The organism is Comamonas aquatilis (assembly GCF_965139575.1).
In the GTDB taxonomy this organism is placed as follows: Bacteria; Pseudomonadota; Gammaproteobacteria; order Burkholderiales; family Burkholderiaceae_C; genus Comamonas; species Comamonas aquatilis.
Genome location: NZ_CBCSIW010000005.1, coordinates 70,395 through 82,973, shown reverse-complemented (window position 1 = coordinate 82,973; position 12,579 = coordinate 70,395). Strand labels below are relative to the sequence as shown.

The 12,579-nt window shown below is 63.3% G+C and carries 11 protein-coding genes; 1 reads left to right on the top strand and 10 read right to left on the bottom strand.

Features of this window, described 5'->3' with window-relative positions:
* Positions 1 to 66: 66 nt before the first annotated feature.
* The 9 genes from ACNAZA_RS08910 to ACNAZA_RS08870 all read right to left on the bottom strand — a co-directional run bounded on the left by ACNAZA_RS08910 (position 67) and on the right by ACNAZA_RS08870 (position 10,593).
* Positions 67 to 1,452 carry an ATP-binding protein gene (locus ACNAZA_RS08910; protein ID WP_415796184.1) on the bottom strand — a complete coding sequence of 462 codons (1,386 nt, stop codon included), beginning with the start codon at positions 1,450 to 1,452 and terminating at the stop codon, positions 67 to 69.
* Positions 1,449 to 2,108 carry a response regulator gene (locus ACNAZA_RS08905; protein ID WP_415796182.1) on the bottom strand — a complete coding sequence of 220 codons (660 nt, stop codon included), beginning with the start codon at positions 2,106 to 2,108 and terminating at the stop codon, positions 1,449 to 1,451. Before ACNAZA_RS08905 ends, ACNAZA_RS08910 begins: the two co-directional genes overlap by 4 nt.
* Positions 2,109 to 2,217: 109 nt before the next feature.
* Positions 2,218 to 2,622, bottom strand: a complete 405-nt coding sequence (locus ACNAZA_RS08900) for a hypothetical protein (protein WP_120971427.1) — start codon at positions 2,620 to 2,622, stop codon at positions 2,218 to 2,220.
* Between the two features lie 31 nt (positions 2,623 to 2,653).
* Positions 2,654 to 4,222, bottom strand: coding sequence for a phosphatase domain-containing protein (locus ACNAZA_RS08895; protein ID WP_415796181.1), 1,569 nt, complete (start codon positions 4,220 to 4,222; stop codon positions 2,654 to 2,656).
* Positions 4,223 to 4,608: 386 nt separating this feature from the next.
* Positions 4,609 to 6,141, bottom strand: a complete 1,533-nt coding sequence (locus ACNAZA_RS08890) for a Do family serine endopeptidase (protein ID WP_415796180.1) — start codon at positions 6,139 to 6,141, stop codon at positions 4,609 to 4,611.
* Positions 6,142 to 6,348: 207 nt separating this feature from the next.
* Positions 6,349 to 6,735 carry an arsenate reductase (glutaredoxin) gene (arsC, locus tag ACNAZA_RS08885; RefSeq protein WP_415796178.1) on the bottom strand — a complete coding sequence of 129 codons (387 nt, stop codon included), beginning with the start codon at positions 6,733 to 6,735 and terminating at the stop codon, positions 6,349 to 6,351.
* A 49-nt stretch (positions 6,736 to 6,784) separates the two neighbouring features.
* Entirely contained in the window at positions 6,785 to 8,098 is a 1,314-nt protein-coding gene (locus ACNAZA_RS08880; protein WP_415796177.1) for a nucleobase:cation symporter-2 family protein, read from the bottom strand.
* 92 nt (positions 8,099 to 8,190) lie between these two features.
* A complete protein-coding gene (locus ACNAZA_RS08875) occupies positions 8,191 to 9,576 on the bottom strand; it encodes an 8-oxoguanine deaminase (RefSeq protein ID WP_415796176.1) in 1,386 nt (461 codons plus the stop codon).
* A gap of 111 nt (positions 9,577 to 9,687) precedes the next feature.
* Positions 9,688 to 10,593, bottom strand: coding sequence for a LysR family transcriptional regulator (locus ACNAZA_RS08870; protein WP_415796174.1), 906 nt, complete (start codon positions 10,591 to 10,593; stop codon positions 9,688 to 9,690).
* 136 nt (positions 10,594 to 10,729) lie between these two features.
* Between ACNAZA_RS08870 and ACNAZA_RS08865 the strand changes: the two genes are divergently transcribed.
* On the top strand, positions 10,730 to 11,743 hold the full coding sequence (locus tag ACNAZA_RS08865; protein WP_415796172.1) for a Bug family tripartite tricarboxylate transporter substrate binding protein: 1,014 nt from the start codon (positions 10,730 to 10,732) through the stop codon (positions 11,741 to 11,743).
* 39 nt (positions 11,744 to 11,782) lie between these two features.
* Here ACNAZA_RS08865 and ACNAZA_RS08860 read toward each other — a convergent pair whose 3' ends face one another.
* Positions 11,783 to 12,544 carry a lysophospholipid acyltransferase family protein gene (locus ACNAZA_RS08860; protein WP_415796171.1) on the bottom strand — a complete coding sequence of 254 codons (762 nt, stop codon included), beginning with the start codon at positions 12,542 to 12,544 and terminating at the stop codon, positions 11,783 to 11,785.
* Positions 12,545 to 12,579 lie beyond the last annotated feature (35 nt).

Sequence of the window (12,579 nt, the reverse complement as noted above, 5' to 3'; positions counted from 1 at the left end):
CTCATGCCTCATTGCCGGATGACAAGCCAAGGCCCGCCGCGTGAATTTGATTTACCCCGCCGGCACCTAACCAGCAAGCGTGGGCCAGATGATCTGTACCCGCAAGCCGCCCAGAGTCGGCGATTGGTCCAACACCAGTTGCGCACCCGCCCTCTCGGCAATGGTCTGAACAATGGACAGGCCCAGCCCGCTGCCGCCGGCTTTGCCGCCTGCACCCTCACCGCGTACAAAACGCTGCACCACACGCTCACGTTCTTCAGGAGCAATGCCAGGGCCAGAATCCTCCACCACCAAGGCCCTCCCCCGCCCATCCTGACGCCAGCCCACATCCACTTGACCGCCTGCGGGCACGTATTTGAGGGCGTTATCCAGCAAATTGCGCATCAGCATGGCCAGGGCCTGAGCATCACCGGGTATGGAGAACGCGGCCTGCAACTGCGGGTCTTCGCTCAAGCCCATGTCCAAGCCAGCAGCCTGTGCGGCCGCTGCGCAATCGGCCAAGGCCTGCTCTGCCAGCTGGCGCAAATCCACCACGGCTACGGCGGCCGCTGGTGCGGCTTCTTGCCGGGCCAGAGCCAGCAATTGCTCCACCAGGCGCTTGGCCCGTTCGATACCGGCGGCCAACTGGACTTGCGCGGCCTCGCGTTCGGCCTCACTGGTGGCGCGGCGCAGCGCCTGTAATTGCAGCTGCAAGGCGGCCAGCGGCGAGCGCAGCTCATGCGCGGCATCGGCCACAAAATGCTGCTGGGCCTCAAAAGCCTGGCTCACACGCTGCAACAGGTGATTGAACTCCAGCACCAGGGGCTGAATTTCATCGGGCAAGCCCTGCACAGCCACGGGGGCCAGGGCCTGCGGTTGGCGCCCTGCCAGCTCGGCTCGCACGCGCTGCACGGGAGCCAGTGATTTGCGAATCACCCACCACACGACCAGCGCCAGCAAAGGGGCAAGCAAGGCTACGGGCCAAAGGCTTTGCAGCGCCGCATCGCGCGCCAACGTCTGGCGCACACGCATGTCCTGGGCAATCTGTATCACCTGGGAGCGGGTTTGCAGCGAAAACACGCGGTAAGTCGTTCCCTGAGCCGGCACGTCGGCAAAGCCCAGCACCGCCATTTGCGGCAGAGCAGCCCCCAGGGCGGATTCAAAAATGCGCAGACCTTCGTTGGTCCAGACCTGGACGATGAAGTCCTTGTTCTCGTCTTCCAGCGGCGTGCCCTGCGTTCTGCCCTGCGCATCCACAGGCAGGCCTGCGCGCAGCGCAAATGCGGTTTGCTGCATCTGATAGTCAAACAGAGAGTCGGTCTGCACCAGGGCATTGCGGTAGGCAAAAAAACCTTGCAGCACGGTGGTGAACACAATGGCTGCGCCAATGAACAGCAGCAACCGGGCGCCCAGCGAACCCGGGAGCCAGCGCCGCCAGGACATGGGGCCGTTGTTGGAGCGATGCTCAGTCATGGCTTGGGAACCATATAGCCCACGCCGCGCACATTGAGCACCAGTGCGGCCCCCAGTTTTTTGCGCAGCCCGTGGATATAGACCTCGATGGCATTGCTGCTGACTTCATCTCCCCAGCCATAAAGTTTGTCCTCCAGTTGCTGGCGCGACAGCGTGCTGCCCGGGCGCTGCAGCAAGGCCTCAAGCACCGCCCATTCACGCCCCGACAGCAGCACCGGCTGGCCTTGGACCGTGGCCTCGCGCGTGCGGGGGTTGAGCATGACGCCAGCGTGCTCATAAACGGCCTCCATGCGCCCGGCCGCGCGACGCGTCAAGGCGCGGATGCGGGCCAGCAGCTCGTCCATGTCATAGGGCTTGATGATGTAATCGTCGGCCCCGGCATCCAGCCCCGCCACTCTGTCCTTGACGGCATCGCGCGCCGTGGCCACCAGCACGGGCGTGGCGTCCTTGCGGGCACGCAGCTGGCGCAGCAGCTGCAGGCCATCCAGCCTGGGAAGGCCCAGATCCAGCAGCACCAGATCGTACTCATGGGCCAGCAAAGCCGTATCGGCCTGCAGACCATCGACCACCCAATCCACCGCATAACCGTCACCGCGCAGCAGGCCCTGCACGGCCTGGCCAATCATGGTGTCATCTTCAACAAGCAAAAGGCGCATGGACCAAGCATAACGATCCATGCGCCTTTGTGTCTGTTAAGCCCCGTAGCCACATGCGCCATCCAAGCAATAGCGAGCGATGTGCGCCCCAGCCGCTAGGCCCCGCAGATCAAAGCGCGGCTTCGATCTGCGGCATGGCCATGCGTGCCTTGGTCAGCGCCATGCCCAGATTGGCCGTGCGACGGCAGACAAAGACTGCCACATAGTCAGGCACCGACTTGCTGCGCAGGAACACATGAATCAGGTTGTCGCTGTTGATGATGATTTCCTGAAAATAGTGATGGCCGTCGTCGCTGAGGCCGCGCGAGCGCTTGAACATCTTCTCGATCATGGAGACATTGGGACCGTTGAACAAATCACCGGTCGCCGCTGCCACCAGATCAATGACCTCGCGGGGGTGAGAATCCACGGTGCGGATGGACAACAACATGCCGGAGCCCGCGTCCACATAACCCACAGCCAGACATTCGGGAACCGTGGGCACCACCTGGCTCAAAACTGCATCCAAACTCATTACGTTCTCTCTTTCATTTTCTCGATCTCGGTCACGCCATTTTTTCAAGCAGCGCGTTTTCGTATGCGTATAGCAGCGCTTCCTGCGCCTGGGACTGCACGTATTGCGCGTCAATCAGGCGTACGCGGCGCAGCGCCTCCTCGCCGGTCAGACCTTCGCGCACCAGCCATGCAGCCAGCACGGTGCCGGTGCGGCCCAGACCGGCCAGGCAATGCACGGCCAGCACTTCGCCGCGCCGCATGGCTGCAGACATGCGCGCCAGCAGCATCTGGATCTGCGCGACGGTGGGCGACTCATGGTCATAGACGGGCAGATGGAAGTTCTTCAGCCCGTGGCGCTGCAACGGAGGCTGCGGAAAGTCTTTCTCGGTCAGCGTGATCAGCATGGTGACGCCGCAGCGGCGCAAGGCCTGCAGGTCCAGATCCATGTCATGCACCACGCCGGGCCAGGGCGTGCCCGCCAGACGGCCCGGCACCAGCCAGGCAAAGCCGCTGGGGCCACGGCTGGCAGGCACGGAATGCTCGGCGGCGGTCAGCGGCAGCATGTCCATCAGCACGGCGGTGCTCACCGGGCGCGCCTTGAATGCCGCCAACCCATGCTGCGCCATGGCAGATGCGGCCCTGCCCTGCGCCTGAACGGCTGCCGCCGTGGTTTCAATGATTCTTTTTGCCTGCAGCTCAATAAATTTCTGCGCTTCAAGCTCATTTTTTTGAGGAGGCTTCATCGCCACAGCCTGAAGGTCTGCAAATTCGGCAATCGCCTTCAGCGCCGCCGCCGGCAAGGGCGGCGCAGGCTGTACATCGTCGGCCAAGTGCTCAGCCGGCGTACCCGGCATGGGCACCGAGCAACCGCCGCTGCGCAAGAACTGCCGGCCCGCCGCCGTTGCTGGCGCGTGCATGAAGCCATCCATGGGGCCGGACTCCTGAATGCGCCCGCCGGCCAGCAGCAGCATGTGCTGCGCCACCGCCTGCGCATGTTTTTGCTGGTGGGTGACCAGCAGTACACAGCTGCGCTGCGCCACCCGGGTAATCAGCTCCAGCAACACAAAGGCTTCGTAGCCGGCAAGTTCTGCCGTGGGCTCGTCCAGCATGAGCACGGCAGGCTCGGCCCAGGCTTCGCGCAAAATGGCCACGGCGCGTTGCTGCATGACCGTCAGCTCCAGGATCGGCGTATCCAACTTGGGCACCAACTCGGCAAAGCCGTACTCCTGCAAACGGGCCTGTACCCATTGCCGCCACTGCAGCGGCGAGTGCTGCTGATGCAGGCGCATTGGCTCGATCAAGGCTTGCAGCGTGCTCGAACGCATGAGACTGGCCTGCTGCTGCACCAGGCGCGGCAGGGCTTGCGCCGGATGCACGGAGCCCGGATGCCCGTCTACGGGCTGGCCTGCATAGTGCAGCGCACCCCAGCGACGAAAGCGCGGGTTGCCAGCGTTGAGTCCCGCCATGGTGCGCAGCAGTGTGGATTTGCCCGTGCCTGCCGGCCCCAGCAAGGCCGTGACACCGGTTTTTGGCAGGGCAAAGTCCACCTCCGCCAGGATGACGCGCGCGCCATACGATGCCCCCAGGCCGTGGGCCTGCAGGCTGGATTCCTGTTCCAAATTAAGCCTCCCTCGCGGTGCCACGCGATGGAAAGCATGGCGTTTGATATGAGTGCGCCATCGTTTGCGGCCGGATGCGGTGATGCGCTTTCCAAGACCTCGACTTGCCGGCCATTCAGTTCATGGCATCAAGGAAATAGGTAGAAAGCACACACGCAGGCCCGGCAGTTTATGGCAATCAATACTTAATTTTTTGTTACTCAATGAAACGCGACTATTTAATTCGGAATACCTATTGATTTATTTTCCAGATGTAAATCTGGTTTCAATCGAATTTTCAAACGAAATTTAATAAAACAAAATGACACCGATACAAACCTGTATCGGTGTCATCCATTCTCAAACCCAGCGATTAACGACGCTTCAAGCGAAGCCGGTGTTCAGGCTTATCCCAGGCGCACAGGCACAAAAATCTTGTTGCCATCGCGCCAGATCAGCACGGCCACGGACTTGTCGGCCTTGGCCACGGCGGCTCGCACCGCCTCCACATTGCCGGCAGGCACGCCGTTGATGGCCAGCAGCACATCGCCAGCCTCTATGCCGGCGGCAGCAGCGGGTCCGCCCGCCTGGGCCACGACCAGGCCGGCATCCACGCCGATCTGCTTTTTCTCCTCAGGCTGCAGCGGGCGCAGCGCCAGGCCCAGCTTGCCCTTGTCGGCATCCTGCGCACCCTGAGCCAAGCGCTCGGTCTTGTCGCTGGCATCGGCCAGGGTGGCGGTCAGCGTTTTGGCTTCACCCTTGCGCCAGATTTCCAGCGTCACCTTCTGGCCGGGCAAGGCCTGGCCTATGAAGGCAGGCAGATCGCCGCTGCCCACAATGGCCACGCCATCGACCTTGCGCACCACATCGCCGGGCTCCAGTCCGGCCTTGGCGGCGGGGCCGTTCTTTTCCACGCTGGCCACCAGCGCGCCTTCAGGCTTGGGCAGCTTGAAGGAGTCGGCAAACGCCTGATTGACCTCCTGCACGCTCACCCCCAGCTTGGCGTGCTGCACCTTGCCCGTGGTCTGAATCTGCTGCTGCACGTGCGTGGCCAGCTCGATGGGAATCGCAAACGACACGCCCTGGTAGCCACCGGAGCGGCTGTAGATCTGGCTGTTGATGCCCACCACCTCACCTTGCGCATTGAACAGCGGACCGCCCGAGTTGCCGGGATTGATGGCCACGTCGGTCTGCAGGAAGGGCACAAAGGAATCATCGGGCAGCGAGCGGCCCTTGGCGCTGACCACGCCCGCCGTCACGCTGTTTTCAAAACCAAAGGGCGAGCCGATGGCCAGCACCCAGTCACCCACGCGCAGCTGGCTGGTCTGGCCCAACTTGACGGTGGGCAGGCCGCTGGCCTCGATCTTGAGCACGGCCACATCGGTCTTGGGGTCGGCACCCAGCACCTTGGCGCTGAACTCGCGCCGGTCGGTGAGCTTGACCGTCACCTCCTTGGCGCCATGCACCACATGGGCGTTGGTGAGAATCACGCCATCGCTGGAGACGATAAAGCCCGAGCCCTCACCGCGCACCGGCGTATCGGGTCTTTGGCCTCGGCCGCCTTGCATGCCCGGCATGCCGGGAAGACCGAACTGGCGAAAGAATTCAAAGAAGGGGTCGTCGGGGCTGATCTGCGGCGCCGCGCCGCGCTCGCTGGCGGAATCCGCCGTGTCCTCGCGCATGGAGCGCGAAGTGCCGACCACGCTGATATTGACCACGGCAGCTCCGTTGCGGGCGGTGATCTCGGCAAAATTAGGTGTAGTCAGCGTGGGCAGATTGCCGGCTGCGGGCTGATTGAAGGAGGAGACTGCCGTCTGAGCGACGGCATCGCTGCGGCTGGCCCCCACCAGACCGGCGCCGGTCGCTCCCAGCGCACCAATCGCTCCGGCGGCCACCAGAGCCATGACCAGACGACGAGGTGTAGACAAAAGCGTATTCATGGCAAACCTTTCAAAAATGCACCGTACTGGTGCTATTGAGAGGTAGTTTGAACGCCCAGACTTAGGCCAGACTTAGGAGCGGTCAGCCTCGTTGGCACAGCAAAGAGATGAGCGCCTTGCGCATATCCCTGCTTTGTTTTCAGTAAAAAACTTGCTGAAGTCATTGAAGGAAGAGCGCTGTCAGCTCTCCCATTAATAGCAAACGCCTCAGATCAGCGCCAGCACCTTCTCGGGCGGCCGGCACAGTGCAGCCCCCTTGGGCGTGACCACGATGGGGCGGTTGAGCAGCACGGGATGCGCGGCAACCGCAGCCAGCCGCTGCGCGTCGCTGACGCCGGCCTGATCCAGGCCCAGCTCCTGGTATGCGGCTTCCTTGGTGCGCAGCAAATCCTGCAAAGGCACGCCCAGATGCGCCACCAGTTCGGCCAGTTCGGGTGCCGTCAGCGGCGTGGCAAGGTAGTCCACGATATTGGGCTCGATGCCGTTGTCGCGCAGCAGGGCCAGGGCTCCGCGCGAGTTGCTGCAGCGGTTGTTGTGGAAAATGGTGATATCGGGGCGATTCACCGGCGCATCCGTGGGGTGGCTTGTAGTCATGCGCCGAGTGTAGTGTCCCGACGCATGAATTCCATGCCGCTAGCCTCGTTCAGGCCGCCACCTCCTCATGCACTTCCAGCTCGCGACCCGGCAGCACCAGATTCAAAGCCACCGCTACCAGCGCACCCACCGTAATGCCTGAGCCAAACACCTCGCGGATAAAGGCCGGCATCTTGGCCAGCAGATCGGGCCTGACGGTGACGGCCAGGCCGCAGCCCAGAGAGACGGCAATGATCAGCGTGCTGCGACGCGACTGCTCGCTGCTGCTGAGCATGCGCACGCCGGCACAGACAATCATGGCGAACATCATCAGGCCTGCGCCACCCAGAACCGGCTGGGGAATGGTGACCACCAAGGCGCCCAGCACCGGAAACAAGCCGGCCAACAGCAGCATCACCCCGGTGAGCATGACCACATGGCGGCTGGCCACGCCGGTCAGCGACACCACGCCCACGTTCTGCGCAAAAGTGGAGACCGGCGGGCTGGACATCAGCGCGGCAAAGGCCGAGCCCACGCCATCGCACAACATGCCGCTGGCCAGGCGCTTGCCGGGAATCGGCGTGCGCGTGGCAGCACCCAGAGCCATGAAAGTGCCCGTGGTTTCCACAATCGTGACCAGAAAGGCGATGGACATGGCCACAACGCCGGACAGGGGAAAACTCATGCCGAAGTGCAAAGGCTGGGGAATGGCAAACCAGGCCGCCTGCCTGACCTGGGTGAAATCGATCCAATCCATGGCCAGGCACAGCAGATAGCCGCACACAATGCCCAGCACCACGGCCGATGCTGAAATCATGCCCTTGCCCCATTGCACAAAGCCAATCACCAGAAACAGCACGAAGACGGCCACCGCCAGATTGGCCACCGAGCCATAGCCGGCACTGCCCACGCCGCCTGCCGCCCAGTCCACGGCCACCGGCGTCAGCGACAGACCGATCATGGTGACGACCACGCTGGTGACGGTATGCGGAAAGAAGCGGCGGATCACCGGCATGAAAAAGCTGCCCACGATCATCACCAGAGAGCCCACCAGCGATGAACCCAGAATGCCGGGCACGCCGTGCTCCAGACCCACGCTGATGCCCGCGCCGACAAACGCAAAGCTGGTGCCCATCACGCAAGGCAGCCGTATGCCCACAGGCCCCACGCCCCGGCACTGGATGATGGTCACCACCCCCGAGCCCAGCAAGGCCGCGTTGACCAGGGCCACGATCTGGTCGGCCGGCAGCTTGAGCGCTCCGCCAAACACCAGCGGCACCGCGATGATGCCCCCCAGCGCGGCCAGCAAATGCTGCAGCGACAGCAGCAGCGTGGTGAAAAAACGCGGTGGGCGATCCTCAACGCCGTAGATCAAATGTTCCATTGCCTGTCTCCTTGGTTTGTTATCGGAATGTTTTTGCCTGACGGGCTCGCGCCCTCAGGCTCAATGGACGAGATGGCAGCGGCTGGCGCTGCTCAGCTTTGGTAGGCCGCTTTGAACAGCTGGCTGGCGAGCGTTCTGTGCGTGCCCAGCACCTGCTCCAGGTCTGCCGTCAGCAACTGCCCATCGGCAATCACGACGCGGCCATTGATGACGCTGGTGTGCACCTGGGTAGGCGTGCAGAACACCAGGGCCGCCACGGGGTCGTGGCCGGCGCCGGCATAGGCAATCTGGTTCATGTCGAAGGCCACGAAATCGGCCGACATGCCGGTGGCGATGGCGCCGATATCGTCGCGATTGAGCACGCGCGCACCGCCCAGGGTGGCGATTTCCAGGGCCTGGCGCGCACTCATGGCGGCCGGCCCATGGCCCACGCGCTGCAACAGCATGGCCTGGCGCACTTCGCCCAGCATGTGAGCGCCGTCGTTGGAAGCGCTGCCATCCACGCCCAGCCCCACGGGCACGCCGGCATCGCACATATGGCGCACGGGTGCAATGCCCGAGGCCAGGCGCATATTGGAGCAAGGGCAATGCGCTACCCCCGTGCCGGTGCGGGCAAACAGGGCAATGCCCTCGGCATCGAGCTTGACGCAATGCGCATGCCAGACATCGCGCCCCACCCAGCCCAGGCTCTCTGCGTATTGCGCCGGCGTCAGCCCGAATTTCTCGCGCGAGAACGCCACATCGTTCTCGTTCTCCGCCAGGTGGGTATGCAGCGAAACCCCATGGGCACGCGCCAGCAGCGCCGACTGGTGCATGAGCTCGCGCGTCACCGAAAACGGCGAGCAAGGCGCCAGCACCACACGCAGCATGGAGTGCCGGGAGCTGTCGTGGTATTGCTGAATCAGCCTCAGGCTGTCGCGCAGGATGAAGGCCTCGTCCTCCACCACCTGATCCGGGGGCAGACCGCCCTTGCTGCGTCCCAGGCTCATGGAGCCCCGCGCTGCATGAAAGCGCATGCCCATCTGCTGGGCCGCAGCAATCGAGTCGTCCAGACGCGAGCCATTGGGAAACAGGTAGAGATGGTCGCTGCTGGTGGTGCAGCCCGACAGCATCAGCTCGGCCATGGCCGTCTGCGTGGAGGCATGCACCATCTGCGGCGTCAGATGCGACCACAACATGTACAGATTGCCCAGCCAGTCAAACAGCTCCACATCCTGGGCCGCAGGCACGGCGCGGGTCAGGCTCTGGTACATGTGGTGATGGGTGTTGACCAGGCCGGGAATCACCACCTTGCCGCGCATATTGAGCACCTGGGCCTGGCCGGTCTCCATCAGCGCACGGTATTGCTGCGGCAGCTGGTCCGTGGGGCCGGCCCATTGGATGGCGGCCCCTTCGGCCACCAGAGCTCCATCGGCGATCTCGCGCCTTTGCTCGTCCATGGTGACGAGTACATCGGCATGAAGGGCTATCAAAGTCATTTTGGCGTTTCCACTGTCGTTCAAGTGGAGGCCAGTCTAGAAAGACTTGTGAACTCACGATAGCGCTAAATTCCGCCTCTAATGCACACAAAATGTGTACATCAACCCCGGCTAGATCGCGGCAAACATGCGTGCCAGAGCCGCCTCTATGCTTTGCGCCATCAGCTCCGCAGCGGCGCTCAGCTGCCCTTTGCTGCGGGCCATCAGCACCAAGGCCTGGCGCTGCAGTTCGGGATCGCGCAAGGGCAGATACAGCAGGGCATTGCGGCTGCACTCCTCCATCACATCGAGAGGATTGAGCAAGGCGATGCCGCTGCCCATGGCCACCAGACGTTGAATCAAGGCCATGGAGGTGGACTCGGCCACCGGTGTGACCTCGATGGCGTTTCTGGCGAAGGCCGCATCCAGCAGCGTGCGAATGGAAAGCGGTGGCGCAGGCAGGATCAGCGGGTAGCCCACGCACTCGCTGAGCAGCACCGAAGAGTGTTTTGCCAGTGCATGACCCGGCGGCACCACCGCCCCAATCTGCCATTCGCTGGCCGCCAGCACCCGCAAGGTCTTGGGCAGCGGCAGGTCGTAGCACAGGCCCAGGTCCATCTCGCCACGCTCGACCGCCAGCGCAATCTCGGCCACCGGCATATCGATCACGCGCACCGTGATGCCCGGATAGCGCTGGCGAAAATCATGTACCAGCGAGGGCATCAGCGAAGCCGCCAGCCCGGTGGTGGCCGCAATGCCGATATGGCCGCGCCTTGCGCCTTTGAAGTCTTCGATTCTTTCGCGCAGTGCCTCGTGCTCGCGCAGGGTCTGGCGCACATGGGCCAGCACCATTTCCCCCAGAGGCGTCAGACGCAGGCGATTGCTGATGCGCTCGAACAGCGGCGCACCCAGCTCGGCCTCCAGGTCCAGAATTTGCCGGTTGACGGCGGTAGGAGCCACGTGCAGATACTCCGCCGCTTTGCGTATGGAGCCACGGCGAACGACTTCATCGAAGTAACGCAAAACTCGGGAATGCATGGCGGCAAGCGTACCCGGTTTCGCTGGATGCAGTGGTAGGGCCAGCGCATAAGACATATCAGCTATGAGCGCTGCGCTCTGGCTTTTTCGGGCCTCATCCCTAGACTATTAACAAGACAAAACAAGGAGACTGGCCATGACTTCGTTTCAACATCTGACCCGCAGGCAGTGGGCGCAATGGGCAGGTGCCACAGCGCTGCCTAGCCTTGCAGGCCTGCCTGGCCTGGCTGCTGCGCAAAAAGCGAGCTATCCCCACAAGGCCATCCGCATGGTGATTCCGTTCACCCCCGGCGGCTCGGCCGACATTCTGGGCCGTGCCATCGGCCATGAGCTGACCACGGCCTGGGGCCAGAGTGTGGTGCCGGAAAACGTGGCGGGTGCCGGCGGCAGCATTGGCGCAGACCGCGTGGCCAAGGCCGCTGCCGACGGCTATACCCTGCTCATGGGCCATGTGGGCACGCTGGCGGTCACGCCCACGCTCTACCCCAAGCTGCCTTACGACCCGATCAAGAGTTTCACCCCCCTGGCCTGGGTGGCGCGCGTGCCCAATGTGCTGGTGGTTCACCCCTCCGTACCCGTCAACGATCTGGCCTCGTTCATCGCCTATGCCAAGGCCAGACCCGGCAGCGTGAACTACAGCTCGGGCGGCAACGGCAGTGCCGCCCATATGACCATGGCCTATCTGGCCCTGCAGGCCGGCTTGAATCTTCAGCATGTGCCCTACAAGGGCACGGCACCGGCCGTCAACGATCTGGTGGCCGGTCAGGTGCAGGCGCTGTTCACCGGCGTGCCGGCGGTGCTGGCGCAGATTCGCTCCGGGCAGATCAAGGCGATTGCCGTGTCCTCGCCTCAGCGCATTGCCGCCTTGCCCAATGTGCCCACGGTGGCCGAGACCGGTTTGCCCGGCTTGAGCGGCTTTGAGGCCGACCAGTGGTATGGCGTGGTGGGCCCGGCCCAGATGCCTATCGATGTGGTGGACAAGATCAACGCCCAGATCAATGCCTCGCTCAAGAGCTCGGCCATTCTGGAGCGCCTGCAAAGCGAAGGTGCCCAGCCCATGCCCAGCACGCCCAAGGTGTTTGCCGACCTGATTGCCAAGGACTTGCAGCGCTGGCGCAAGGTGATTGTGGACAGCAAGATGTCGCTGTAAGTCGCTCGTGCCAGGTTGCTGCGCTCCACAGGAGCCGACTCAAGCTTTGCGCAGCCTGTCCACCTCGGCGTGCAAATCCTTGGCCCAGACACGCCGGTCGCGCCCCTGGGCCTGCTGTGGCTCGCCGTAATGCACCACGGCCATCAGCTGCTCGGCACTGAGCACGCGCCAGATGGAACCCAGCAGGGTTTCATCGCCCACATAGGTGGCGGCATAGCTGGGCTCGCCGGTTTTTCCATCGACAAAGCGCAGACCCACGGGCTGTACCTGGGCATCGACCTGCACGGCCGCCTGCAGCAGGTTGGAGTGAAACGACAGCAGCTCGCGACCGTCACCCGTCGTGCCTTCGGGGAAGACGGCCAGAATTTCGCCACGCTTGAAAGCCTCTTCCATGGCCGTGATCATGCGCATGGCATCGCGCCGTGAGCTGCGCTGTATGTAGAGCGTGCCGGCTGCTGTGGCCAGCGTGCCGATGATGGGCCAGCCCTTGACGTCGGATTTGGAGATGAAGCGGCAGTGGCGCGCCGCATGCAGCAGCGGAATGTCCAACCAGGAAATGTGATTGCTGACCAGCAGCACCGGGCCTTTGGTGGGTGGCTGCCCTTCGATCTGCAGCTGCACCCCAGCGCGCACCATCAAGGTGGCGGCCCAGGCCTGCACATGCTCATGCTGCTGCCAGTAGTGCAGCTGCGGAAAGCGGAAGGCCACAATCCATGCGCCCTTGGCGACATGGGCCAGCAGACGCAGACCGCGCCAGACGGCGCGCAAACTGTTTTTGATTTTGTACAAGCCGTTAGCCATGGTTAGCAAGAATTCCTCGTTCCCGACTGACGCTC

Bases quoted from the DNA above. Each gene is read 5' to 3' on its own strand.
- ACNAZA_RS08905 (WP_415796182.1), bottom strand. From the start codon at position 2,108: ATGCGCCTTTTGCTTGTTGAAGATGACACCATGATTGGCCAGGCCGTG.
- ACNAZA_RS08880 (WP_415796177.1), bottom strand. From the start codon at position 8,098: ATGGAACATTTGATCTACGGCGTTGAGGATCGCCCACCGCGTTTTTTC.
- ACNAZA_RS08900 (WP_120971427.1), bottom strand. From the start codon at position 2,622: ATGAGTTTGGATGCAGTTTTGAGCCAGGTGGTGCCCACGGTTCCCGAA.
- ACNAZA_RS08870 (WP_415796174.1), bottom strand. From the start codon at position 10,593: ATGCATTCCCGAGTTTTGCGTTACTTCGATGAAGTCGTTCGCCGTGGC.
- ACNAZA_RS08865 (WP_415796172.1), top strand. From the start codon at position 10,730: ATGACTTCGTTTCAACATCTGACCCGCAGGCAGTGGGCGCAATGGGCA.
- ACNAZA_RS08910 (WP_415796184.1), bottom strand. From the start codon at position 1,452: ATGACTGAGCATCGCTCCAACAACGGCCCCATGTCCTGGCGGCGCTGG.
- ACNAZA_RS08890 (WP_415796180.1), bottom strand. From the start codon at position 6,141: ATGAATACGCTTTTGTCTACACCTCGTCGTCTGGTCATGGCTCTGGTG.
- arsC (WP_415796178.1), bottom strand. From the start codon at position 6,735: ATGACTACAAGCCACCCCACGGATGCGCCGGTGAATCGCCCCGATATC.
- ACNAZA_RS08875 (WP_415796176.1), bottom strand. From the start codon at position 9,576: ATGACTTTGATAGCCCTTCATGCCGATGTACTCGTCACCATGGACGAG.
- ACNAZA_RS08860 (WP_415796171.1), bottom strand. From the start codon at position 12,544: ATGGCTAACGGCTTGTACAAAATCAAAAACAGTTTGCGCGCCGTCTGG.